We start from the raw sequence: 24,865 nt of genomic DNA, 5'->3' as shown, positions 1-24,865 counted from the left end.
GCGCAGGCGCCGCTCCATCCTCTGAGTTTATGAGCCACTTCGAACGATTAGTCGAACTCGTCCGTCAGAAGCTAGTCGTGATTTACGCGTGCCTGGCAATCCCGACAGGACTCTTCCTCGCGATGACGACGCCGCCGTTACAGACGCCGGATGCCGTTTTTCACGTCTATCGGGCGTTCCAGATTTCAAACGGCGATTTCGTGGCCGGGCGCGTGGCCGGATCGTCGGGCGGTCGGGTGGACGCCGCCCTGGTCGAACTGGTCAATCTTGTCTTCCCGATGGCAGCACACGCGGACAAGACCTACGAGCCTGCGACGAGGGCGCAAGCGAACAGTGTGCGATGGAGCGGCCGCCTGGTGGATGCTGAATTCCCCGGCTCGGCGATATACCCCGCGTACGCCTATATACCGCAGGCCATCGCGATCCGCGTGGGACGCGCACTCGATCTGCCCGTGGTGCGAACCTATACGCTGGCTTGCGTGTTCGACCTTCTGGTGAGCATCGCGCTGACGTGCTGGGCCATTGCAATTGCCAGAAGAACGTCGCTGGCGATCTTTGCGGTCGGACTGTTGCCTTGCACCCTGATGCTGTTTTCGTCGGTCAGCGATGAAGTCATGATGATTCCGGCGTGCTTCCTGCTCATCGCCTACGCGGACCGCTTCCAGCACGACAATAGACTGGTCCGGACGCGAGACCTGGTCATCGGCGGCGCGCTGGCGACGCTCTGCATCACGGCCCGACCGCCTTACGCGGGCATGGTGCTGCTTGCGTTCATGCCAGGACTGCGATTCGACACGGCTGAACATACTTATCGGCTGGTGCGTCGTCTCGTCGCCGTTATCGTGACAATGCTCGTGTCCTTCGGCTTCATCAAGCTGTTCAGTCACGCAGCCTGGGCTCCGGTTGCGCCGCCTCGTTCGGTCTCGGGCCAGATGCAATTTCTGATGTCCAATCCGTTGGGCGTCCCTGTGATTGCCTGGCAGACCTTCCGAACGTGGGGTGCTTTCTACTGGGCGAGCTTCGTCGGGATTCTCGGTTGGCTCGATACGCAATTGCATCCCGTCTACTATCGAGTGGCCGTCTTTCCGGTTCTGCTCGCGATGCTTGCGAGCACCTTCAATCGCAGGCAGCCGCGGGCCTACGCGATGGGGGATATCGGCGTCGTGCTGCTCGTTGGCGTCTCGTGTCTCGCGATGATCTTCGGCTCTCTGTATCTTTTCTGGACCCCCGTCGGGCAGATGTTCGTCGACGGCGTGCAGGGGCGCTATTTTCTCGGTCTCGCACCGTTGCTCGCGCTTGCCTTGCCGCCGCTCGGTACGCGGTCGGACAAACGTTCACGTACGGTTGCCGTATTTGCCGCGCTGTGTATGACAGCGGTGGTCGTATTCCCCGTGTATAGCTATCTGGAAGTGTTGCGGGCGATCCTTAATCGCTACTACGCGTGATTTGCGGCGGAGCAGAGTAGAGGACCGTTCTCTAATGCTCCGGATGACATGAATTGAAGCGCCGACTCGCTTCGACGCGCTCATGAGCTCTTGCGTGTGACGGGAAGGGCGGCGATATGCTCACGCCTCCCACCCACCCCCGCAGTTGCCGAAACCCCCGACATTAAGCACAATCAACGCGTCTTCCACCAGCCAGCCCGGTCCGTTTGTCTTTTCGTGGCGCGGACACCCTGCCAGTCCGATGAACACGACTTCACCGCCCCGCGCGACGGGCCATCGCTCCGATCCCGCCGATCCTGTCATCACGCTCAGCATCTCGATCGTGGTCTACCGCCCCGACGCCGCGCTGCTCGCGCGCACCGTCGAGACGCTCGAAGCGGCGCTCGCGCAACTTCATGACGTCGCCGGCCGGCCGGTGCTCTATCTGATCGATAACGGCAATCCGGGCGAACTCGCCACGCTGCCAGTACCGTCCGACGCCGAATTCGACACCGTCGTGATCGCGGGGCACGGCAACGTCGGCTACGGGCGCGGCCATAACCTCGCCATCGAGCGCGCCAACAGCCGCTTCCACCTGATCCTCAACCCCGACGTCGAAATCAATGCCGACGGCCTGCGCCGCGCGCTCGCCTTCCTCAACGACTCGCCGGAAACAGGCCTGCTCGCGCCGTGGATCGGGGGCGACGACGGCCGTCAGCAATACCTCTGCCGACGTTATCCCACCGTGCTCGACCTGTTCGTGCGCGGCTTCCTGCCCGCCGGCATGCGCCGCCCGTTCGCGCAGCGTCTCGCACGCTACGAGATGCGCGATGTCATCGGCGACAAGGACGTCGTGTGGGACCCGCCCATCGTGAGCGGTTGCTTCATGCTCTTCAGGACCGACGTGCTCACGTCCATCGGCGGTTTCGATCCGCGCTATTTCCTTTACTTCGAGGACTACGATCTGAGCCTGCGCACGCGGGACGTCGCGCGCGTCGTGTATGTGCCGTCGGTGCGCATCCTGCATCACGGCGGCGGTGCGGCGAAGAAGGGTTCGACGCATATCAAGCTGTTCGTCACGTCGGCGTATCGTTTCTTCAACCGCTTCGGCTGGAAGTGGCTATGAGCGCGTCGGACGGACGCATCGCGGTCACGGGCGCGAACGGCTTCGTCGGCCGGGCGGTGAGCCGCGCCTTGCTCGCACGCGGCATCGCGGCGACGGCGCTCGTGCGGCGGGGCGCACAAGTCGAACCGGGCGTCGAGACGCGTCATATCGACGGGCTCGAATCGATCACCTCCGACGCCTTCGCAGGCTGCGACGCTGTGATCCATCTGGCCGCGCGCGTGCACGTCATGGGCGATGCCGCCGCGCAGAAGCAATCGGCGTCGCAGGCGCAGGCGGTGCTCGAGGCTTATCGGGCGGCCAATGTCGAAGGCGCGCTCGCTGCCGCCGAGGCCGCGCGGCGTGCGGGCGTCACGCGCTTCGTGCTGATGAGCAGCATCAAGGCGCTCGGCGAGAGCGACCCGGGGCGCCCCTTCACGGAAGACGACGAACGCCGTCCGCCCGATGCCTACGGCGTGTCGAAAGCCGAAGCCGAAGTCAGGCTGCTCGAATTCGGCAGCCGCACGGGTATGGAGATCGTCGTCGTGCGGCCGCCACTCGTCTACGGTCCGGGCGTGCGCGCCAACTTCCTCGCGATGATGAACGCAATCGCGCGCGGCATTCCGCTGCCGCTCGGCGCGATCGATGCGCGGCGCAGTCTGGTTTCCGTCGACAATCTGGCGAGCGCGGCGATCGAATGCGCGCGGCATCCGGCCGCCGCAGGCCGCGTGTTTCATGTGACCGATGGCGAAGACCCGAGCGTGACGGAGCTTGCACGCCGGCTCGGCGAGCACCTCGGCAAACCGGCGCGGCTCGTTCCGGTGCCTGCGGGCGTGCTGCGCGGCCTGGCGCGCGTCGCGGGCAAGACGGCGCAGATCGAGCGTCTGACGGGCAACCTGCGCGTGGATTCGAGGCGCATCCGCGACGCGCTCGGCTGGCAGGCGCCTCAGTCACTGGACGAAGGGCTGGCCGCGACCGCCGCGTGGTTTAGGTCGTCGCGGTAACGCGGAGTAAATGATGAAACGAAGTTTTAGCGCCAAACCGCTGATCTCTCGCTGACAGGCCAAATAGCGGGAATTGCGGCGACGATTTTCCATGTTTTGTCAGATCGATGAAACAAAAGCGCGCGTGCGATCGCGTATCCTTTAGGGTTTTGCCGCGCGGAAAATCTCCACGATGATTCGGCCCGGCGCCCTTCGATAACCACTGATCTGCATGCTGTTTTCGTCTCTTGAAGCCTCGTCGCCGATGGCCGCGATACTGGTCGCGGTATTGGCCTGCATCGCCTGCGCGCTGATTCTTCAGACGCTTGTTCGCACGGGTCTCGCGTGGCGTCTCGCCACCGACATCCCCAACGAACGCTCCCTGCACGAGCGTCCGACGCCGCGCGTCGGGGGCTGGGGCATCGTGCCGGTCGCGGTTGTCGCGCTGCTGGCCACGGCGCCGTCGATGTGGCTCGTCGCCGCCGCCGCCGTGTTTCTCGCCGCGGTCTCGCAAATCGACGACCGGCGCGGCCTGCCCGCGCGCGTGCGTTTCGCGGCGCATCTGGTGGCGGTGGTCGTCGTGATCGCCGCGCATCCGGCCGACGTGCCATGGTGGGCGCTCGCAGTTGTCGGCTTTCTGATGCTGTGGCTCGTCAATCTTTACAATTTCATGGACGGCTCGGACGGCCTCGCGGGCGGTATGGCGTTTTTCGGTTTTGCGGGCTACGCGCTCGCGGCGCTCGCCGGGCCGGCGCCAGACGCGGGGCTAGGTCTCGCGAGCGCGGCCATCGCGGGTGCCGCGGCCGGTTTTCTGACCCTGAATTTTCATCCGGCGCGGATTTTTCTCGGCGATGCCGGGTCTATTCCAGTGGGCTTTCTCGCCGGCGCCTTCGGTTATTGGGGCTGGCAACATGGCGTGTGGCCCGTCTGGTTTCCCGCGCTGGTTTTTTCGCCGTTTATTGCGGACGCTTCCGTGACCTTGCTCCGGCGTCTCGCGCGCGGTGAAAGATTTTGGCAGGCCCATCGCGAGCACTATTATCAGCGCATGGTGCGCTCCGGCATCGGGCACGCGCGCACGGCACTCGTGTGGTATTTGCTGATGCTGGCGGGCATAATCCTCGCCAACCGGGCATTGCGGTTTTCCTTCATAGGTCAGTGGGGCGCCGTCGCAGGCTGGGCAGTCGTGGTCTTGGCCGCGGGCGCCGTAGTCGACGCGCGCTGGCGGCGGCATGAAGCGCGCCATTCCGAACAATCTTGAGGGTCCGTGCTGATGAATCGAATAAAAGCTACATGGCTATCGGCGGGCGCGTTCGTTTTCGATCTGGTCGCGGTCATCGGGTCCTGGCTCACCGCCTACGTCATTCGCTTCAACGGAACCGTCCCGCACGACTTCCGTGAGGGCGCCGTGGCCGCCCTCATCTGGGTGCTGCCCGTCTACGGCATCGTCTTCCGGGTCTTCGGGCTGTATCGCGGCATGTGGGTGTTCGCGAGCCTGCCGGACCTCATGCGCATCTCCAAATCCATCGTCGTGGGCGCGCTCGTCGTCATGATCGGCGCGGTGATGTCGCAGCCGGCGCCCGTCATTCCGCGCTCGGTGCTGATCGTCTCGCCGCTCCTGCTGTTCCTCGCGATGGGCGGCGCGCGCGCGCTCTACCGCGCGGGCAAGGAGTTTTATCTGTACGGCGGCCTCGTCGGTCAGGGCAAGCCCGTGATCGTGCTCGGCGCGGGCACGGCGGGGGCGATGCTCGCGCGCGAACTGTCGCGCTCCAGCGAATGGCGTCTGGTCGGCCTGCTCGACGACGATCCCGCCAAGCAAGGCCGCGAAGTGCTCGGCCACAAGGTGCTCGGTTCGTTCGGCGATCTGTCGCGCATCGCGGAGCAGCTGAAGACCGATTACGTGATCATCGCGATTCCGTCTGCGTCGGTCGAGGAGCAGCGGCGCGTCGCCACGCTGTGCGTGCGCGCCGGCGTCAAGGTGATGGTGCTGCCCGCGCTCAGCCAGTTGACGGCGGGCGAGGGCGGTTTCCTGTCGCGCGTGCGCCAGATCGACCTCGAAGATCTGCTCGGCCGCGAGCCGGTGAAGATCGACATGCCGCACGTCGAGCGCTTGCTGCATGGGCGCGTCGTCATGGTGACGGGTGCGGGCGGCTCGATCGGCTCGGAACTGTGCCGCCAGATCCTGCGGTTTTCGCCCGCGCAGCTGATCGCCTACGATCTCTCCGAATACGCGATGTATCGCCTCATCGAGGAACTGCACGAGAAGTTTCCGGAATGCTCGGTCATTCCGGTCGTCGGCGACGCGAAGGACTCGCTGCTGCTCGATCAGACCATGGTGCGCTTCAGGCCGCACATCGTCTTCCACGCGGCTGCTTACAAGCACGTTCCGCTGATGGAAGAGCAGAACGCATGGCAAGCGGTGCGCAACAATGTGCTCGGCACGCTGCGCGTCGCGCGCGCGGCGATTCGCCACGACGTGCGCCATTTCGTGCTGATTTCCACCGACAAGGCCGTCAACCCGACCAACGTGATGGGCGCCTCCAAGCGTCTCGCGGAAATGGCGTGTCAGGCGCTGCAGCAATCGGCGCCGCATACGCAGTTCGAGACCGTGCGCTTCGGCAATGTGCTCGGCAGCGCGGGCAGCGTGATTCCGAAGTTCCAGCAGCAGATCTCGAAGGGCGGGCCGGTCACGGTCACGCATCCGGAGATCACGCGCTTCTTCATGACGATTCCCGAGGCCGCGCAGCTCGTGCTGCAGGCGTCGAGCATGGGCCGCGGCGGCGAGATTTTTATTCTCGACATGGGCCAGCCGGTGAAGATCGTCGATCTCGCGCGCGATCTGATTCGTCTTTACGGCTATTCGGAAGAGCAGATCCGCATCACGTTCACGGGCCTGCGTCCGGGCGAAAAGCTCTACGAAGAACTCTTGGCCGACGACGAAACCACCACGCGCACGCCGCATCCGAAGCTGCGCATCGCGCAGGCGCGGGGCGTGCCGGATAATTTCATCGACGAACTCTTGCCGTGGCTCATGCAGCACCGCGTGCTCGCCGACGACGAAGTGCGTCGCGATCTGCGCCGTTGGGTGCCGGAGTATCAGACGGCGGCGCTGCCCGTGCTGCAGAGCGTGCAGGTAGCGAAAGCGGCTAACGAGCGCGGCGCGGCGCGCTAAGCGCCGGGGCCGCGCATGACGACGCTCGACGAAGTTCATGCGCTGACCCACGCGGGCTCGCTGTTGTCGCGCGACGGCGAGATCGTCGCGCCGTATGACCTTGAAGTCGCGGGCGTCGATGCCGCCTGCGGCTTTGTCCCGCTGGACCACGGCATCTTCAACGCGGGCCGCGCGCCCTTCGACGCCCACTACGCGCTCGCGCACCGCGTCCATCTCGTCAATGCCTTCGGCGTCACGCTCGGCGATTCGATCATCGGTTTGTCGGCGCTGTTTGCCGTGAAGCGCCGTCATCCGCATCTCGCGTTCACCGTTTATCGCCCGGCGCGCGCGCCGCGCTACGTACAGCGTCTCTATGAACTCGCCGCGCCGCTGTTTGGCGAGATCGTCGATCTGCCGGTGCCGCGCGCGAGTCTGCCCGACGATGAACTCAAGATCGATATCGGCAACCAGCTTTTCTGGCCGCGCTTCGCATCCATGCCGATGATCGATTTCTTCCTGTGGGCGCTGGGCGTCGCGCCGGAGAGTGTCGCGGGTGCCGACAAGCGCAATCGCTGGCTCGCGGACCTGGCGCTGCCGCCGCAGCAGCCGAACGCGCCCTACGCGCTGCTCTGTCCCGACGCGAGCACGCCGGTGCGCAGCATTCCGGCGTCGGTGCGCGCGCATATCGTCGCGCGGCTCGCGGATGAAACCGGGCTCGACGTCTACGGTTTCGGCGCCGTCGATCATCCGCGTTATCGCGATATCACGCCGCTTTCCACCGATACCGCCGATTTCCTCATGTGGATCAAACACGCGCGCTGCCTCGTGACGGCGGATACGGCGGCGCTGCACGTCGCGGCGGGCTTCGATATACCGACGACCGCCTTCTTCACGACGATTCCCGCGCCGCTTCGCGCACGCGATTACGCGAACTGCATCGCGGTCGATATGGACTTGCCGCACTTGCGCGGCATACATGCGAGCGCGCGGACGGCGGATCTGGATGCGCTGGAGCGCGCGTATCGCGCTTACGACTGGCGCGCGATGCCGCTTGCGCACGGCACGGCGCGCACCGTCTGACGACTCACTTCGGCTTGCCGTTACCGCTTCCCTGAAACGTCGGCAGCCGCGCGTAGAGTTCCGCGACCCAGTCGATGAACACGCGCACGCGCCGCGGCTGATGCCGGTTGGACGCATACAGCACCGACACCACGCGCGGATACGACGGGTACTCCATCAGCACTTCCCTGAGCGCGCCGCTCTTCACGAGCGGATCGAGCGTGTAGCTCGAACTCTGGATCAGGCCGAGTCCGGAAACGCCGGCGGCGATATACGAATCGCCGTCGTTGACCGCGATCTTGTGCTTCATCGCGATGACGCGCGTTTCGCCATCGATGACAAATTCCCAATTGCGCACGCGCCCCGACTTGTTGAGCACATAGCCGACGGCGAGATGCTGGTCGAGTTCATCGAGTGTCTTGGGCTCGCCGTGCTGCTCGATATATCCCGGCGATGCGCACGTGATCTGCGTATACGCGCCGATGCGCTTGGCCACCAGCCCGACATCGCCGACCGCGCCCACGCGCACGACGCAATCGACCGCTTCCTCGACGAGATCCACTTGCCGGTCCGTCAGCACCAGCTCGACGCCGATGTCCGGATACGCCGCGAAGAATTCGGGCAGCGCGGGGATGATCGTATTTTTCGCCATCACCTGCGGCAGGCTGACTTTCACGTTGCCTTTCGGACTCAGCTTCGAATGCGATAGCGATGCTTCCATGTCGTCCACTTCGCCCAGCACGCGCACGCAGCGGTCGTAGTAAGCCTCACCGTCCTCGGTGATGCTGATGCTGCGCGTCGTGCGGTTGATGAGACGCGCGCCCAGATGGGCTTCGAGCGCCTGAAGCGTGCGCGAGACGCTGGCGGGAGGCAGGCGCAGGGCGTCGGCGGCTTTGGAGAAACTGCCCGCCTCGACGACCCGCGCGAAGACTTTCATTGCAAGGAAGCGATCCATGCTCGGGGTCCGGAAACGTGATGCGCGGCTGCATGGGCGCGCGCGATGGTTGAGCCTGCTTTTTCAAGCGACGATCATACTTAAGATCGCCCGCGCACGCGCTGGAACGCGCGCGGCGCTGCGGAAAAAGCGAAGGCCCGACCGTGTTTCAGAGTCCGAGTCCCTGGCAGAGCCACCAGGAATAGTGCTCGATCATGCGCTGGAACGGCGCGTGATGGCCGTAAGCGATGGACGAGACGGCGAGCAGCCCGACGCCCGCGACGAGCGCGCGCGGCATCTTGCGCGGCTTGTCGAAGACGCGCAGCAGCAGCAGAGCGGCGATGGCCGCGCCGAGCAGCCAGCCCGCGACCACTTCGGCGGGCGTGTGGGCGTCCTGCATGATGCGGCTTGCACCGATCGCCGCCGCGAGCGCGAGACCGCCCAGCGCGCCCAGCCTGTACCACCCGCCGCCGAAGCCGCCGAACAGCAGTCCACCCGCCACCGTATAGATGGACGCCGCGAGCATGGTGTGGCCGCTGATCATGCGGAACTGGATGGCGGGAATTTCGACGCCGCAGCCGGCGTACAGAATCTTCGACAGTCCGACGAGGCCCATGCCCGCCGTCAGCAGCACGGCCCAGCGCACGGCGAGCCGCATGTCGACCGAGCGCAGCCACAGCGCGCAGACGAGCGCGAGCGGCAGCAGGAGCGCCGCGTCGCCGAGATTCGAAAGTGTCCAGAGTACCCGTGTTTCCATACGTATCCGTTATAGGCAGTCTTGCGGGCGAACCCGCTTACGAACTGTCGTCCTGCTTCCGGCGGCCCGCCATCCGGTACTCGGTCGGCGAAATCGACAGCCGCTTGCGAAAAATCTTCGCGAGTCCGTCGCCGCTGCCCGCACCGCAACGGCGCGCGATCTTGTCCACCGGCAGATCGGTTGCGGCGAGCAGCATGCAGCTTGCATCGAGTCTCGCACGCAATAAATATTCCGATGGCGTCAGCCCGATCTGCGCCTTGAAGCGGCGCAGGAAATTGCGTTCGCTCATCGCGGCGACGCGTGCTGCATCCGTGATCGAAATCGGCCGCACGTAGTTTTCGCGAATCCAGCGCGCCGCCGTCTCGATCTTCTGCCGCACGCCGCCGCTCTCGGTATCGTCGAGCACGGTGGCGAGCTTTTGCCATGCGCCCGGAATCGAACGCTCCGACACCTCGCGCGCCACGACCGCGCCGTAATCGCGCTTGACGATCGACAGCGCCGCCGCGATCGGACCCTTCGGATCGTCGAGCGTCAAAGTCTGCTCGGCGATAAACAGCGGGTTCGATACCGCCGGCAAATGACTCGGCAGATGCGCCGACGCTTGCGCCGCAAACAGCGCGGGCGTCGCGGGCTCCTCGGCGAAATCGAGCGAGCGGTTCTGCACGCTCAGATTCGCCGCGGCAAGAATCTGCGCGCCTTCGCCGATCGCCTTGATGAACGGAATCTTCGGCGCCACACGCCCGAGACGCTTTCGCAGCATCACGTCGTGACGCGCGCGCCGAGCGCCATCGCCGCCCGCGATGAAGAGCGCATCGCACTCGTTCATCCAGCGCGTTTCCAGGCTTTCGGTCCAGATGCGCATCGAGCAACTGCTCGCCACGCTGCCGCCTTCACTCGACAAAAATAGCAGCGAATAGTTGGGCGCTTCAGTGCGTTGGCCAGCATCCGCGGGCAGACGAACCTGATTGGCGAGTGCAAAGACCTCGGAGATCGAACTGACTTCGACGAGCGAAAAATCCTCGAAGATCAGTATGCCGATCCGCCTTGCCGTGCCGGCCACGTCGGCGGGCGGCGTGTCGGGCGCGACTGCTCGCACGACCTGAAGCCGGCCCATCCCATTGGCATATACCATCGACTTCTCCCTGTCGACCCGCGCGGACGCATCGGGCGTCTGCACCGGTCCATGCAACGAAGTTGCCAGACTCCGCGAAGGAACATCATTGGCGGGAAAGTGAGCTCACATGCGTCGCACTATACGCGGCACCCAACATTCGCCACACGGCGAGTCTGAAAATGACGAACTGTTGGCAGATGATTTCGATATTCGAGGAATAAGCTCACCTTATTCCTGTCGTCTGACAAAACGGCGACGCGAACCAACAAGAAGAGGCGTGCCACGAACGCTCCACGACGCGTCGTGCGTGCCTCGCCAACATCGAACGAGGTGAGCCGATGCTAAAAGTACGCAAGGCGGTGTTCCCGGTCGCGGGTCTCGGCACGCGATTCCTTCCGGCGACCAAGGCAAGCCCGAAGGAGATGCTGCCGGTCGTGGACAAGCCGCTGATCCAATATGCGGTCGAAGAGGCGATGGCCGCGGGCATCACCGAGATGATCTTCGTCACCGGGCGCAGCAAGCGCGCGATCGAAGATCATTTCGACAAGTCCTACGAGATCGAAGCCGAGCTCGAAGCGCGCGGCAAACAGAAGCTGCTCGACCTCGTGCGCAGCATCAAGCCGAGCCATGTCAACTGCATCTACGTGCGGCAGGCCGAAGCGCTGGGTCTCGGACACGCCGTGCTGTGCGCGGAGAAGCTCGTCGGCAGCGAGCCGTTCGCCGTGGTGCTCGCCGACGATCTGCTCGATGGCGAGCCGCCCGTGCTCTCGCAGATGGTGAGCGTGTTCGATCACTACCATTCGTCCGTGATCGGCGTGGAGGAAATCGACCGGCAGGATTCGCGCTCGTATGGCGTGATCGAAGGCAAGCCGTGGGACGACGGTCTCTTCAAGCTCTCGCGTGTGGTGGAGAAGCCCGAACCGGCACTTGCGCCGTCGAACTTCGGCGTGGTCGGACGCTATGTGCTGATGCCGCGCGTCTTCGATTTCCTGCGCAAGCAAAAGCCCGGCGCGGGCGGCGAAATTCAGCTGACCGACGCGATTGCCGCGTTGCTCGCTCAAGAACAGGTGCTGGCGTTCCGTTATCGTGGGAAGCGCTTCGATTGCGGCAGCAAGCTGGGCTATCTGAAGGCGACGGTGGAATTCGCGCTGCGTCATCCCGAAGTGCGCGACGATTTCGAGCGCTATCTGCGCGCGCATTTTGGAGCGAAGGAAGAGGCACAAGCGGCGCAAGACGTGCAAGAGCCGCCGCTCGAGTTGCCCGAACAGACGGCATAAGTTCGCGGCGAAAAGTTTCTTGGCGGGAGGGCGGGCGGCGCGCAGCGATGTGCGCCGTTTGCCTTTTGGGCGCCCGTTTTATCGGAAGTAGGCTTTGGTGTTCTCGTGCACGTCGTCGCGCGCGAGCAGCTCGTCGGGCAGCAGCCATTGATATTCGCTGTGCTGATCGAATCGGCCGATGGGCACCGTGCCGCTCAGTGTCATCGCATAGGCGAGCACGATGTAATGCGTGCCGACATCTTCTGTACCGGCGAAGTTGTCGTCGTAATGATGTTCGTACACGCCGAAGAAGCGCGACGCGGACCGCTCCATACCCGCGACGCCGAGTTCGCTGTTGACGACGCGCTTGAATGCGGCATCGAGCGATTCGTTCTTAGCGATGCGTCCGCCCGGCACGAACCAGGTTCCGCGCGCCGGCCGGTTACGCCGGTGACCGAGCAGGATGCGCCGGTTGCCGTCGGTGACGATCAGATCGATCGACACGAGCGGCGTGAGCCGCACCACCGTCAGAAAATCCGCCTCGCTCAGCATCGTCGCTCCGTAGGTTGCGCTCCCGATCCACACGTTCAGCGCGAATCGAGTGTAGCGCGCGCAGGCAGACGACAGGCGCACGAGGCACTGGCTAAATACGCCTAAAGACCGTCCGTGCGGGCCATGTGCCGCACGTCGTCACTGGCCCACGTAACCGGCGGGTTTCGTCACGTTGGCGCGCATCATGTCCGCGTTGTCGGACACGACGTAGACGGGTGCTTCGGTCAGCACGAGCGGCACGCGGCCGTCGCTGTATTGCACGGCGGATGCATTGCCCATCATGTCGAAGACGGTGACCGAGCCGGACTTGGTCGGCGCATCGACGGGCAGACTGTAGTTCACCGCATGCGCCGCATCGAAGCCGTTCGCGCCCGGCCACACCGCGTTGTCGTGCGTCCATAGCGCGGTCACGACCTTGCCGCCGTTCAGGCGCTGGAACGCATAGGCGTAGACGCCTTTGGGCGTGCCGTTGACGTAGCCTAACGTTGTCGTGCCGTCGATGATGCGTGTCATCGCGGCGACCGCCATCGCGGCGGGCTTCGGGCTGATCTGCTTCTGCCCGAAGCCGCCTTGCGGATTGACGAGATCGAAGAAGACGCCGTAACCGGTTTCGTTGGGGATATCGGCGGAATAGAACACGAAGCTCACGTCCGCGCCTTCGCCGAGCAGGATCAGATGTGCGCGCGACACGACCGCGCCCTGCGCGTACAGCACGTTCCAGTTCGGCGAGTTCGGCCCGTACTTGCTGCCGATGTCGTAGCTCACGCCCGTCTCGGTGACGAACAGCTTAGCGCCTGGCTTGACGCTTTCGGTCATCGCGCGGCGCAGGTCGCGCATCATCGCGGGCATCGCTTTCGCGGACGTCGACGGATCGGCGTCGAAGCGTTCCGGCGGATGCGACGGCGACGTGCCGACATCGTAATAGCCGTGCGCGCTCACGCCATCCAGATACTTGCCGATGCCGAGCGGCGCGAGACGCCGCAGCCATTTCGCGTTCGAGGCGAGATTCGAGAGCGTGAGGCCCATCACGACGGCGTTCGGGTCGCCCGCGTGAATCGCGTCGTGGGTCGCTTTGTACAGCGCGACGAGATTCGCATCCGTGTCCTTCCAGGGCAGGCCGCCTTCGTAGTCCGGCTCCCACGTCACCTGATAGTAGTTATGCGTTTGCCGCGGAAACCAGGTCTTGCGCACCGTGTTCGATTCCTCGCCGACGCGCTTCATATAGGCGCTATAGGCATCGAGCGAAACGGGCGCCCAGCTGTGCGTGCGTTCTTTGGTCGGGCTCGCCCACGCGGGAATGCCGTCGAGTTGAATGAGGCGCAGCAGATCGCCCGGCTTGAAGAAGGCGGACAGGTTGTCGGCGGAGGCATTGAAGGTGTTCGGACCTTTTTCCTCGGTCATGTACCAGTTGCGGTTGTCGTTGACCCAGGTGAGGCCGAGATCCGTATAGAGCGGACGATAGCCGTCGCCGGAGCAGCAGTCTTCGCCCGGCTTCAGATAGGCGGCGCCCTGTCCGCCGAACCGATGCTGATCCGGATGCGCATACGTGACGGGCGGCAGCGCCGAAGCGACATCCGGCAGCACGCCGAAGGTCGCGATGCCCGCGGGCCGCGTGCCGCGCATGGGCAGCACGCTCTTGCCCGAGACGAGCGACGCGCCGACCGAGAAGTAACCCGCCGCGCCCGACGTGCAAGCGAGCGTGTAGGTGCCGGGCCGCGCCTGCACCGGAAAGCGGCCGCTTGCCTTCACCGCGTTCCACGCATCGCGGATCCGCCATTCGACGGTGTCGGCAGTCTTCGCGCGCGTCGTGATCGCGACGCGCACCGGCACGTCGAGCGCGAACATGCGCGTGCCGTCGCTGCCGGGCGTGTCGGCTTCGATGGCGTCGCCGCTGTCCTTCGCCGCGACCGCCGGCGACGGCGCGCTGCAACGCATGGGCGGCGTATCGGTGGCATCGGGTTCGGCAACGCTCACGAGCGCCGCGCGCTTTGCACCCGGTTTTGCGCCCGGCTTCGCTCCGGGCTTTGCGTTGGAGCTTGCGCCGTCCAGTGCGACCGGCGGAATCTTCACCGCGCCGCTGCTCGCATACCAGCAATGCTTCTCGACGCCCGGCGCCGGATCGTCGAACACGCTGTTGTCGCAGCGCGCCTGACGGTCGAAGATCTTGATCGCGTGCAGCGTGGGCGTGCCGTACAGCACGCGCGCGCTGCCGCTGAACGTGCAGGTGCCGTATTCGGCCGCGCACGGAATCCAGTTGATGCCGCCGCTCGCGAACGCGCCCGAAGCGCCTTGCGATCCCGCGCCGGCGGCGGTGCGTGCGTTGACGGTATCGTCGGAGGCGGCTTTGTCGCAGCCGGACATCGCGAGCCACGCAGCGACGAACACGGAGACGACGCGCGTGCGGCGCATGCGGAGCGTACGGCTATCGGCGGTGGAACGCGAAGCGGAGGTTCGGTTCATCGTGTAGGGACGCGTGCGTGCTGGGTGCTGAATGTGGTGAAGGGCGCCGCTGCGGACGCCAAGCGCACACGATGATGCCTGCGCGCCCGCGCGACCGTGCGCGCGCGCACGCGCGCACATGCTTCTTCGGAACATTGCTGCATGCGGCTATCCGCGTTGCGAATGTGAACACTTTCGAGACGCGCCGCGTGCGTGGGCGCACATCGAATATCAGGAGTGAAACACGCGCGCTCGATCATCGCGACCGGTGCAACTCCGGCGGCAGCGGAAATCCTGACCGATCCACGAGCATCGCCGTTGCGCGAAATTTGCGCCCCCGGTTCGAAGCGGCAGCACGCGAAACCAGCCGCATTCAACCGACTATTACCAAAGCTTTCAATTGCCGGACCGAAATAAAGCGTCAAAGCGTGCGCCGCCGCAAAACGCTAGTCGATGGCGGACGCGTCCGCAGCCCGAACCCGGCGCGCACGCTGCGTCGACGGCGCCGGGTGTCTCTTGCGGCGCAGCATGAAACCTCATATGAAAACACCTGGATTATGTCGCTGAATAAATAGATCGGCGATTAATCCAGAGTCCGCCGCTTTAATAAAATCTGGCAAATAGAAAATGCGCGCGGATTAACAGGCGGAGTAATTGCGGTTATAAAGCGGCATGCGGAGTATCTATTAGAAGAAGCGCATTCGGGCTGCGTAACAACCAAAATTTTCCGATTCTCGTGAAACGCGCGATCGCCCGGACAGCATCCGATGTTTCAAAGTTGAATCAGTTTTTTTGATCTGACCGACTTGCGCTGGCGTCCCGCAAGCCAAACAGGGCCGTGGCTCGGGGCTCTGCGGCCGTATGGGTGTCCGATGGGGCAGAGAAGGATTCGAATTCAACTAAGCCCGGACATAAAAGTTTGTATGACAAATCCGGCCTTTTGTTTCACCGTTCTTTGAAAACCGGCGTGTAAGAAATTTGGGGAAGGATATCAATGTGCGCTCACCCTCATAGCGGAACAGAATTTGTGGTTTAAGCGCGAAAATCTAGAGCACAAAAATGTTTGTCTGCTTATTATTCAAGCCAGCGGATGGATTCCGCCATCAGTTCGTTCCAATCGGTCACGGCAACCCGGCGTAGTTCGGGAAACTCCATTGATGCGCCGCAATGGCCGAGAACTCTTCCGCACCTCCTTGGAAACAAAGCTGCAGAGGATGACCATGCCTTACGCCAATCTCGAACCCGCAGTCATGGGTTGGATGCCCCCCGCGACGAGAGCCTCCCAGACCGAGGTCCGCCGCATCGCGATTTTGTTGTTCGACGGTTTTTCCCTGCTCGGGGCAGGGATCGTCGCGGAGGTCTTCCATATGGCGAACGAGCTGTCGTCGGCGAAGTCCCGTGCGGACTGCACCTACGACGTGCGCTTTCTCTCCGTCGAAGGCGGCAATGTTGCCTGCTCGTCGTCGGTGCGTGTATGGACCGACGGGCTCGATGCACGCCACTACGGCGGCTTCGACGCGCTCTTCGTCGCCGGCGGCCGCGGCGCGGAAGATGCCGCGAAGGACGACCGCATCATCGAATGGGTGCGCCGCGTGCAGACCAAGACCACGGTCGTGCGCGCCATCTCCGAGGGCCGCAAGGTGCTGGACGCGGCCGGTATCGGTCAGGCGCAGGAAGCGCAGGCGCGCTACGGCACGGCGATGATCCATCTCGTGCGCGAGGAGCAGTCGGGCGATGCGGGCGACCGCTACGAATCGATGAAGGGCGCGCTCTTGATCGTGAAGCGCGATCTCGGCATCGACGTGTCGCGCAGTGTCGCCGAACGCCTGATGCCCGGCTCTGCCGCGAAGCTCGTGTCGATTCTCGGCGACAGCGGCGCGGCCTCGGCCGGCGACAAGATCCGCGCGGCGGCGCGCTGGCTGCAGGACAACTGCGAACGGCCGATTTCCGTCGTCGATGCGGCGCAGGTGGCCGCCATGAGCGAACGCAATTTTCTGCGCCGCTTCAAGATCGAGATGGGCATCACGCCATCCGATTACCTGCTGCAGGCGCGTCTTGCCGTGACCTGCGCGCTTCTGACGGATTCGGAACTGCCGGTCGACAAGATCGCGCGCAGAAGCGGCATGGGCAACGGCGACCGGCTCGCCAAGATTTTCCGCAAGCGTCTCCTGATTTCTCCGACGGAATACCGGACGCAGAGCAGACGCGAAGCAAACGGCTGAGTCCGTCTGGACGGTCGCCGAAACAAATATGGCGTAAAGCATCGAACATTTGGCCGGACCTGAACGGTTCGGCACTTAATCATTCTCGGGCGGCATGCACCGCGCCGGACGAACAGGCAGGCAGGAGTCCTATATGACGAACGAGGCACGCACGGAAGGTCGGCAGTTGGATGGAACGGAAAGCGCGCAATCGGAAGGTGTGCAGGCGGCGTCGTGCCGGCGGCTCGTGCCCGTCATTCTCGCGGGCGGCTCGGGCACGCGCCTGTGGCCGATGTCGCGCGAGCAGTTTCCGAAGCAGCTGATCGGCATCGTCGGCCGGGATTCGCTCCTGCAGGCAACCGTGGCGCGTCTGAAGGGCTTCCCAGGCGACTTCAAGGTGGCCGCCGAGCCGATCATCGTGTGCGGCGAGGAACATCGCTTCACGACCGAAGAGCAGACGCGGGAAGCGGGCGTCAACGCGCGCATCATCGTCGAGCCCGCACGCCGTGACACCGCGCCCGCGCTCACGCTCGCCGCGCTCGCCGCGATGAAGGGCGGCGAGGACGCGATCATGGTCGCGATGCCCGCCGATCACTCCATCGCCGATATTCCCGCGCTGCATCGCGCGATTGCGATTGCGGCGGAACACGCGGAACGCGGCGTGATCGCGACGCTCGGCATTCCGCCGACGCGCCCCGACACCGGCTTCGGCTACATCCGCCTGGGCGAGGCGCTGGAAGACGGCGCGCACCAGATCGACCGCTTCGTCGAAAAGCCGGCCGCCGAGCTTGCCGCGCAGTACGTCGCCGCCGGCACGTACTGGTGGAACAGCGGCATCTTCGTCGTGCGCGCGAGCGTGTGGCTCGCGGCCTTGCAGAAGCTCAACGGCGAGATGCACGCCGCGTGCTGCGCGGCGCTCGCCGACGGTCACGACGACGGCAAGTTCTTCCGTCCGGCCGCCGCGCAATTCGGCCGCGCGCCGTCCGATTCGATCGACTACGCGGTGATGGAGCACATCGGCACGACGAGCAGGCCGTGCGAAGGCGTGGTCGTGCCGCTGGTGGCTGGCTGGTCCGATCTCGGTTCGTGGGACGCCGTGTGGGACGCGATGGACAAGGACGACTCCGGCAACGTCGCGAGCGGCCGCGTGGTGTTCGAAGGCGCGACCTCGAGCTATGCGCGCTCCGAAGGCGGACGGCTCGTCGCGTGTGTGGGCACGACGAACATCATCGTCGTGGAGACGGACGACGCCGTGCTCGTCGCGGACCGTTCGCGCGTGCAGGACATCAAGGGACTGGTTGCGCGCATCCGCGAGCAGCACGCGCCCGAAGCCGACGCGCATCGCAAGGTGCGCCGTCCGTGGGGCTTCTATGACTCGATCGAGCACGGCGAGCGCTTCCAGGTGAAACGCATCGTGGTGTCGCCGGGTTCGAAGCTGTCGCTGCAAATGCATCACCACCGCGCGGAACACTGGATCGTCGTGTGCGGCACGGCGCTCGTCACGCGCGGCGAAGAGCAGTTCCTCCTGAGCGAAAACGAATCGACGTTCATTCCGCTCGGCGTGCGGCATCGCCTCGAAAATCCGGGCAAGGTGCCACTCGAAATCATCGAGGTGCAGTCGGGCAGCTATCTCGGCGAAGACGACATCGTGCGCTTCGACGACACCTACGGCCGCTGCTCTTAAGAAGCACGGTACGGGAACACGGCAGGGCGAAAGACTTCTTTGCAGCGGCGGTAAACGAGCGAGGGAGGACACGAGAAGAGGCGGTACAAGGCGATTGCGTTCGGGGGAATGACATGCGCGATTTACAGGGATTGCTGGCTCGTCTGTTCGACGTCGTGATGATCGTCGGGGGCGCGGCCGTGGCGTCGCAAATCAGGTTCGAGTACATCGAGGCCCACGCCTATTCGATCGCGTTCGTCGCGTTCGCGGCGGCGTTTTCCCTCGCGCTTTTCCCCGGCTTCGGCGTCTATCAGTCCTGGCGCGGCCGCAGCAAGCTGCAGCTCGCCTGTCAGGTCTCGCTTGGCTGGCTCGTCGTGCAGGGCTGCGCGCTTGCGCTGATGTTCTCCCTGCATCGCCTCGACTATGTGTCGCGCCTCTGGTTCGCCTACTGGACCGCCATGTCCGGCGGCCTCATGATCGCCGGACGCCTCGTCACGCACGCCGTGCTCGCGCATATGCGCCACAAGGGCCTGAATCTGCATCTGGTGGCGATCGTCGGTTGCGGCAAACATTGCGATTCGATGGTCCGCAAGATCGACCGCTCGACCGATTCCGGTTTTCGCGCGAGCGCCGCGTTCAATGCATCGCCCGAAACGATGCGCCTCAACACGCGCGTGCCGGTGTTCGAAGACTACGACGCCTTCGTGAACTACGTGCGCACGCAGAACGTGCACGAAGTGTGGCTCGCGCTGCCGCTGTCGCAGGAGCGCATGATCCTGCGCTTCGTGAACGAGTTCCGCGACGATCTCGTCAACGTGCGCTTCATTCCCGACGTGCGCAGCCTCGCGCTGTTCGAAAGCGGCATGACCGATCTGCTGGGCGTGCCCGCGATCAACCTCGTCGCCTCGCCGTTATCGGCCTCGGCGATGCTGCAGAAGGAGCTGTTCGACCGCGTGTTCGCGCTTGCCGCGATCATCGCCGTCGCGCCCTTGCTGATCGGCATTGCGCTCGCAATCAAGCTGACTTCTCGCGGCCCCGTGTTCTTCACGCAACGCCGCAAGGGCGCGGACGGCCGCGTCTTCACCATCTACAAGTTCCGCTCGATGCGCATGCACACGGAACAGGCCGGAGTGCTGCAACAGGCCACGCGCAACGACCCGCGCGTGACTCGTGTCGGAGCATTTCTGCGTCGTACCAGCCTCGATGAGCTGCCGCAGTTCTTCAACGTTCTGCGCGGCGACATGTCTGTCGTGGGCCCGCGTCCACACGCACTGGAGCATGACGACCTGTATCAGAAGGTCGTATCGGGGTACATCCATCGTTACCGGATCAAGCCAGGCATCACCGGCTGGGCCCAGGTCAACGGCTTTCGTGGAGAAACGGATCGGATCGAAAAGATGGAAGGACGCGTCGCTCACGATTTGTACTACCTGGGTAATTGGTCGTTCGGACTCGATATGAGAATCATCGCCGCGACGATCTTCAAGGGATTACGCCACACCAACGCTTACTGATGCAGGGGACGACCATCATGCACAATCAACAACAACCGGGCACCACCTCCATGGCCGCCAATAGCAACGTGTCGGGCATCTTCCGCCTCACGAGCCTTGCTGCGGCTGCTTCCTTCACCGTACTGTTCGCCGGCTGCGGGCTCGCGCCGGGCATGCACTTCGAGTCGCCGCCGCAACTCGTGGAAACCTCCAACGATCAGGGCGAGCCTGCGACCGCGCAAAGCATTCCGATCACCAACATCGACCTCTCGCTCATTCGCAAGATGAAGGCCGAGCAGCCGTCGGCGACCAGCGATCCGAACGCGTCGCTGTACGGCAAGGCCACGCCTTACAAGCTCGGTATCGGCGACGTGCTGCAGATCACCGTGTGGGATCACCCCGAACTCGTCGCCGCGCTCGGCCAGCCGCAGCAGCAGACGCGTACCTCGGATGCCGCGCCCGGCTTCGTCGTGGATGCGGACGGCAACGTCCAGTTCCCGTATGTGAACCGTCCGCTGCATGTGGTCGGCAAGACCGAAACGCAGGTGCAGCGCGAGCTTTATAACGAGCTCTCGAAGGTTTTCGTGAAGCCGCAGGTGACGGTGCGCGTCGCATCGTTCCGCGCGTCGCAGGTGTATATCGACGGCGACGTGCGCACGCCCGGCGCACAGCAGATCAACGACATTCCGATGACGCTCACCGAAGCCATCGGCCGTGCGGGCGGGTTCGCAGCGACCGCGGATCAAAGCCGCGTCACGCTGATCCGCGATGGCGTCACGTATCACATCAACATGGCCGGCATGACGGCGAAGGGCCGCAGCCCGTCGGACATCATGCTCAAGCCGGGCGATGCGCTGCGTATCGATTCGCGCGACGAAAACGGCGTCTACGTGATGGGCGAAGTGAGCAAGCCCGCCACCGTGATCCCGATGCGCAACGGCAAGCTGACACTCTCGGACGCGATCTCGCAGGCCGGCAGCTTCAACGCCGAGACTTCGGATCCGAAGCAGTTGTACGTGATCCGCAACGGCAAGACGGACAACCCCGAGGTGTATCACCTCGACGCGCGTTCGCCGGTGTCGATGCTGCTCGCGAACGGCTTCCAGCTGCAACCGAACGATGTCGTGTACGTGGATAACAACGGACTCGTCCGCTTCTCGCGCGTGTTGAATCTGCTCTTGCCGGCGATCAACGCGGGCCTGACCGCGGCGGTTCTGACGAAGTAATGCTGTAACCGGCGCGCGGGGGCGCGCCGGCAAACACTGTTCGACTTCAAGATTGAGCGAGCGAGACCATGGCGATGAACTTTGATTCACGATACTCGGACGTATCGACGGGCGACGAGTTACGTCTGTCCGATTATCTGGCGGCCGTACTGGGCAACTGGAAACTCGTCACGGTCGTGATGCTCGCCGTGGTCGCGCTGGGGACGGCATACGCGTTCATCGCGACGCCGACCTACAAGGCGGACGCGCTCATCCAGGTCGAAGAGACCAACGCGAACAACAATCCGAACGCGAACGCCAATGCGGTGCAGGCGGTCTCGCAGATGTTCGATGCGAAGTCCTCCACCGCGGCGCAGATCGAACTGCTGCGCTCGCGTCTCGTCGTCGACGATACGGTGCGGCGTCTGCATCTCGACATCAGCGCGGTGCCGCACGGCTTTCCCGTGATCGGCGGCCTGATCGGCAGCGTCTTCTCGATGTTCAACATGCCGGTGCCGTCGGGTTATCTGTCGCGCTTCGCGTGGGGCGGCGAGCAGATCGACGTGCCGCTCTTCGAGACGCCGAAGGATCTCTACGACAAGAAGTTCACGCTCGTCGCGGGCGAGAACGGCAGCTATGTGCTGAACGATCCGGACGGCGTCGCGATCCTCACGGGCCGAGTCGGCGAGGAAGCGTCGGGTGTGACGCCGCAAGGGCCGGTCAAGCTCAAGGTCGACAAGCTCGTGGGCAACCCGGGCGTGCAGTTCGAACTGCAACGCTTCTCGACGCTCACCACCATCGACAGTCTGCAAAAGCGCCTGACGGTGGCGGAGACCGCGTTGCAGTCGGGCATCATCGGCTTGAGCCTCGAAGGCGGCAACCCGAAGGAAGTCGCGCAGATCGTCAATAACATCGCGAACCGCTATGTCGCGCAGGATGCGAACAAGCGCTCGGCGGAAGCGGAGCACACGCTCGCGTTCCTCGATCAGCAACTGCCGATACTGAAGAAGCAGCTCGACGAATCCGAGCAGAAGTACAACTCGTTCCGCAACAAGCAGGGCACGGTCGATCTCTCCGAAGAAAGCCGTCTGCTGTTGCAGCAGATCGTCGATAACAAGACCAAGCTCACGGACCTGCAACAGCAGCGCGCCGAGCTGTCGCTGCGCTTCACGGCGAATCACCCGTCGGTGCAGGCGCTCGATGCGCAGATCGGCGCATTGACCGGCGCGCAGTCGCGCATGGCCAAGAACGTGTCGACGCTGCCCGATACCGAGCAGACCGCGCTGCGCTATCTGCGCGACGTGCGCGTGAACACCGAGCTCTACACGAGCCTCCTCAACAGCGCGCAGCAACTGCGCATCGCCAAGGCAGGCCAGATCGGCAACGTGCGCGTGGTGGACTTCGCGCAAGCCCCGGACGATCCCGTGCGGCCGAAGCGCGTGCTGATCATCGCGATCTCGGCGGGCGTGGGCCTCGTGCTCGGCATCATCCTCGCGTTCATCCGCAAGTCGCTGTACGGCGGCGTGGAGCGTCCGGAAGAGATCGAAAAGCAACTGGGCGTGCGCGTCTTCGCGATCGTGCCGCGCAGCACGCAGCAACTGCGTCTGCAACGCAAGGTCGGCTTGCGCCGCGAAGGGCTGCATGTGCTCGCCGCGCAGGCGCCGGAAGATGCGGCCGTCGAAGGCATTCGCGGTCTGCGCACGTCGCTGCAACTGCAACTCGCCGATGCGCGCAACAACGTCGTGATGCTGACCGGCTCGCGTCCGGAAGCGGGCAAGTCGTTCCTCTCGGTGAACCTCGCGACGCTGGTGGCCTCGACCCGCAAGCGCGTGCTGTTGATCGACGGCGACATGCGCCGCGGCGACATTCACTCGCACTTCGGCGTGCGTCATTCGCCGGGCCTCTCCGACGTACTGATGGGCGCCGATGTGACGAGCGCGATCCTGCACGACGTGCTGCCGGGCGTCGACCTCATTACCAAGGGCTCGCTGCCTTCGCATCCGTCGGAGCTCCTCGCGAGCGATCGTCTGGGCGACGTGCTGGGCGAACTCAAGCAACTCTACGACCTCGTGATCATCGACACGCCGCCCGTGCTCGCGGTCACCGATGCAACGGTCATCGGCAAGCACGCGGGCACGAGCCTGCTCGTCGTGCGGCACGGCAAGAACCAGGTGCAGGAAATCGGCGAGACGATGAAGCGCCTGCACCACGGTGGCGTGAATATGAAGGGTGTGCTGCTGACGGACGTTCCGCAATCGAAGATGTTGATGGGAAGTACATACGCCGGGTACTACGGCTACGAAAGCATCGCGGAGTAGGGCATCGCGGATAAAAGCTCGGTAGGCCCGGTACAACAATGTCGGCGCGTCCCCGCGCGCCGCATCTAGAGACCGAAGATGGAGAGGTTACGCATGGACCGCAAAGTCGCTTTGATCACCGGCATCACCGGGCAAGACGGGTCGTATCTTGCCGAACTGTTGCTGAGCAAGGGTTACGAGGTGCACGGCATCAAGCGCCGTAGTTCGCTCTTCAACACAGACCGCATCGATCACCTGTATCGCGATCCGCACGAAGCGGACCAGCGCCTGTTTCTGCATCACGGCGACCTGACCGATTCGACGAGCCTCGTGCGGATCATCCAGCGCGTGATGCCCGACGAGATCTACAACCTCGCCGCGCAGAGCCACGTGGCGGTGTCGTTCGAGGAGCCCGAGTACACGGCCAACGCCGACGGCCTCGGCGCGTTGCGGATTCTCGAGGCGATACGCATTCTGGGCCTCGAGAAGAAAACGCGTTTCTATCAAGCTTCGACATCCGAACTATATGGTCTGGTTCAGGAGATCCCGCAGCGCGAGAGCACGCCGTTCTATCCGCGCAGCCCGTATGCGGTCGCGAAGCTCTATGCGTACTGGATCACGGTGAACTATCGCGAGGCGTACGACATGTACGCGTGCAACGGCATTCTGTTCAATCACGAATCGCCGGTGCGCGGCGAGACGTTCGTCACACGCAAGATCACACGCGCGATCGCACGCATCGCCGTGGGCCTGCAGGACGATCTCTATCTCGGCAATCTCTCGGCGCTGCGCGACTGGGGCCATGCGCGCGATTACGTCGAGATGCAATGGATGATGCTGCAGCAGGAAAAGCCCGAGGACTTCGTGATCGCGACGGGCGTGCAGTACAGCGTGCGCGAGTTCGTGCAGCAGGCGGCGGCGGAACTCGGCATTCATGTGCGCTTCGAAGGCGAGGGTGCGGATGAAGTCGGCATCGTCGATCGCGTCGACAGCCGCGAGACCAAGCTCGCGCCGGGACGCGTGATCGTGCGTGTCGATCCGCGCTACTTCCGCCCGACCGAAGTCGAGACGCTGCTGGGCGACCCGTCGAAGGCGCACGCGAAGCTCGGCTGGCGTCCGGTCACGCCGTTCCAGGCGCTCGTCAAGGAAATGGTGCGCGCCGACTATCAAATCGCCCGGCGCGACGCGCTTGTCACGCTCGCCGGTTTCAAAGCCCTCGAACATCACGAGTGAAGCGC

The 24,865-nt window shown here is 64.2% G+C and carries 19 protein-coding genes; 14 read left to right on the top strand and 5 right to left on the bottom strand.

What is annotated here, in order from left to right; genetic code table 11:
- Positions 1–29 precede the first annotated feature (29 nt).
- The 6 genes from BRPE64_RS31890 (at position 30) to BRPE64_RS10470 (ending at position 7,737) form a co-directional block, all read left to right on the top strand.
- Entirely contained in the window at positions 30–1,445 is a 1,416-nt protein-coding gene (locus BRPE64_RS31890; protein ID WP_016346086.1) for a DUF2142 domain-containing protein, read from the top strand.
- 241 nt (positions 1,446–1,686) lie between these two features.
- Complete coding sequence (locus BRPE64_RS10490) at positions 1,687–2,550, top strand: glycosyltransferase family 2 protein (protein ID WP_016346085.1); 864 nt, start codon at positions 1,687–1,689, stop codon at positions 2,548–2,550.
- Positions 2,547–3,530, top strand: a complete 984-nt coding sequence (locus BRPE64_RS10485) for an NAD-dependent epimerase/dehydratase family protein (protein WP_044041498.1) — start codon at positions 2,547–2,549, stop codon at positions 3,528–3,530. Before BRPE64_RS10490 ends, BRPE64_RS10485 begins: the two co-directional genes overlap by 4 nt.
- A 211-nt stretch (positions 3,531–3,741) precedes the next feature.
- Positions 3,742–4,767 carry an MraY family glycosyltransferase gene (locus tag BRPE64_RS10480; RefSeq protein ID WP_016346083.1) on the top strand — a complete coding sequence of 342 codons (1,026 nt, stop codon included), beginning with the start codon at positions 3,742–3,744 and terminating at the stop codon, positions 4,765–4,767.
- Between the two features lie 12 nt (positions 4,768–4,779).
- Positions 4,780–6,678, top strand: a complete 1,899-nt coding sequence (locus tag BRPE64_RS10475) for a polysaccharide biosynthesis protein (RefSeq protein ID WP_044041497.1) — start codon at positions 4,780–4,782, stop codon at positions 6,676–6,678.
- Between the two features lie 15 nt (positions 6,679–6,693).
- Positions 6,694–7,737, top strand: a complete 1,044-nt coding sequence (locus BRPE64_RS10470) for a glycosyltransferase family protein (protein WP_016346081.1) — start codon at positions 6,694–6,696, stop codon at positions 7,735–7,737.
- Between the two features lie 4 nt (positions 7,738–7,741).
- Here the strand turns inward: BRPE64_RS10470 and BRPE64_RS10465 are convergent, their stop codons facing one another.
- The 3 genes from BRPE64_RS10465 to BRPE64_RS10455 form a co-directional block, all read right to left on the bottom strand.
- Complete coding sequence (locus BRPE64_RS10465) at positions 7,742–8,671, bottom strand: LysR family transcriptional regulator (protein ID WP_016346080.1); 930 nt, start codon at positions 8,669–8,671, stop codon at positions 7,742–7,744.
- A 148-nt stretch (positions 8,672–8,819) separates the two neighbouring features.
- Positions 8,820–9,407 carry a phosphatase PAP2 family protein gene (locus BRPE64_RS10460; protein WP_016346079.1) on the bottom strand — a complete coding sequence of 196 codons (588 nt, stop codon included), beginning with the start codon at positions 9,405–9,407 and terminating at the stop codon, positions 8,820–8,822.
- A gap of 37 nt (positions 9,408–9,444) precedes the next feature.
- Positions 9,445–10,539, bottom strand: coding sequence for a GlxA family transcriptional regulator (locus BRPE64_RS10455; RefSeq protein WP_044042137.1), 1,095 nt, complete (start codon positions 10,537–10,539; stop codon positions 9,445–9,447).
- 320 nt (positions 10,540–10,859) lie between these two features.
- Here BRPE64_RS10455 and galU point away from each other — a divergent pair, with 320 nt between their 5' ends.
- Positions 10,860–11,798 (top strand): UTP--glucose-1-phosphate uridylyltransferase GalU, encoded by a 939-nt coding sequence (gene galU / locus BRPE64_RS10450; RefSeq protein ID WP_016346077.1) that lies wholly within the window; start codon positions 10,860–10,862, stop codon positions 11,796–11,798.
- Between the two features lie 78 nt (positions 11,799–11,876).
- On the opposite strand, the gene BRPE64_RS10445 is transcribed toward galU, so the two are convergent.
- Positions 11,877–12,329 (bottom strand): GDP-mannose mannosyl hydrolase, encoded by a 453-nt coding sequence (locus BRPE64_RS10445; protein WP_016346076.1) that lies wholly within the window; start codon positions 12,327–12,329, stop codon positions 11,877–11,879.
- Positions 12,330–12,467: 138 nt separating this feature from the next.
- A complete protein-coding gene (locus BRPE64_RS10440; RefSeq protein ID WP_232519178.1) occupies positions 12,468–14,789 on the bottom strand; it encodes a hypothetical protein in 2,322 nt (773 codons plus the stop codon).
- Positions 14,790–14,860: 71 nt separating this feature from the next.
- Here BRPE64_RS10440 and BRPE64_RS32830 point away from each other — a divergent pair, with 71 nt between their 5' ends.
- The 7 genes from BRPE64_RS32830 (at position 14,861) to gmd (ending at position 24,860) form a co-directional block, all read left to right on the top strand.
- Positions 14,861–15,343: a hypothetical protein gene (locus BRPE64_RS32830; RefSeq protein WP_144063346.1), complete on the top strand. Its 483-nt coding sequence runs from the start codon at positions 14,861–14,863 to the stop codon at positions 15,341–15,343.
- A 645-nt stretch (positions 15,344–15,988) separates the two neighbouring features.
- Positions 15,989–16,990 carry a GlxA family transcriptional regulator gene (locus BRPE64_RS10435; RefSeq protein ID WP_044042134.1) on the top strand — a complete coding sequence of 334 codons (1,002 nt, stop codon included), beginning with the start codon at positions 15,989–15,991 and terminating at the stop codon, positions 16,988–16,990.
- A gap of 133 nt (positions 16,991–17,123) precedes the next feature.
- A complete protein-coding gene (locus tag BRPE64_RS10430; protein ID WP_016346072.1) occupies positions 17,124–18,653 on the top strand; it encodes a mannose-1-phosphate guanylyltransferase/mannose-6-phosphate isomerase in 1,530 nt (509 codons plus the stop codon).
- 113 nt (positions 18,654–18,766) lie between these two features.
- Positions 18,767–20,146 (top strand): undecaprenyl-phosphate glucose phosphotransferase, encoded by a 1,380-nt coding sequence (locus BRPE64_RS10425; protein WP_016346071.1) that lies wholly within the window; start codon positions 18,767–18,769, stop codon positions 20,144–20,146.
- Positions 20,147–20,196: 50 nt separating this feature from the next.
- Positions 20,197–21,351 carry a polysaccharide biosynthesis/export family protein gene (locus BRPE64_RS10420; RefSeq protein WP_016346070.1) on the top strand — a complete coding sequence of 385 codons (1,155 nt, stop codon included), beginning with the start codon at positions 20,197–20,199 and terminating at the stop codon, positions 21,349–21,351.
- A 68-nt stretch (positions 21,352–21,419) separates the two neighbouring features.
- The gene (locus tag BRPE64_RS10415; RefSeq protein ID WP_016346069.1) at positions 21,420–23,648 is read left to right on the top strand and encodes a polysaccharide biosynthesis tyrosine autokinase; all 2,229 of its coding nucleotides are present in this window, start codon (positions 21,420–21,422) and stop codon (positions 23,646–23,648) included.
- Between the two features lie 93 nt (positions 23,649–23,741).
- The gene (gene gmd, locus BRPE64_RS10410) at positions 23,742–24,860 is read left to right on the top strand and encodes a GDP-mannose 4,6-dehydratase (protein WP_016346068.1); all 1,119 of its coding nucleotides are present in this window, start codon (positions 23,742–23,744) and stop codon (positions 24,858–24,860) included.
- Positions 24,861–24,865 lie beyond the last annotated feature (5 nt).

It is taken from the genome of Caballeronia insecticola (assembly GCF_000402035.1).
GTDB classification, from domain to species: Bacteria; Pseudomonadota; Gammaproteobacteria; order Burkholderiales; family Burkholderiaceae; genus Caballeronia; species Caballeronia insecticola.
This window is presented reverse-complemented; position numbering and strand designations above follow the sequence as displayed.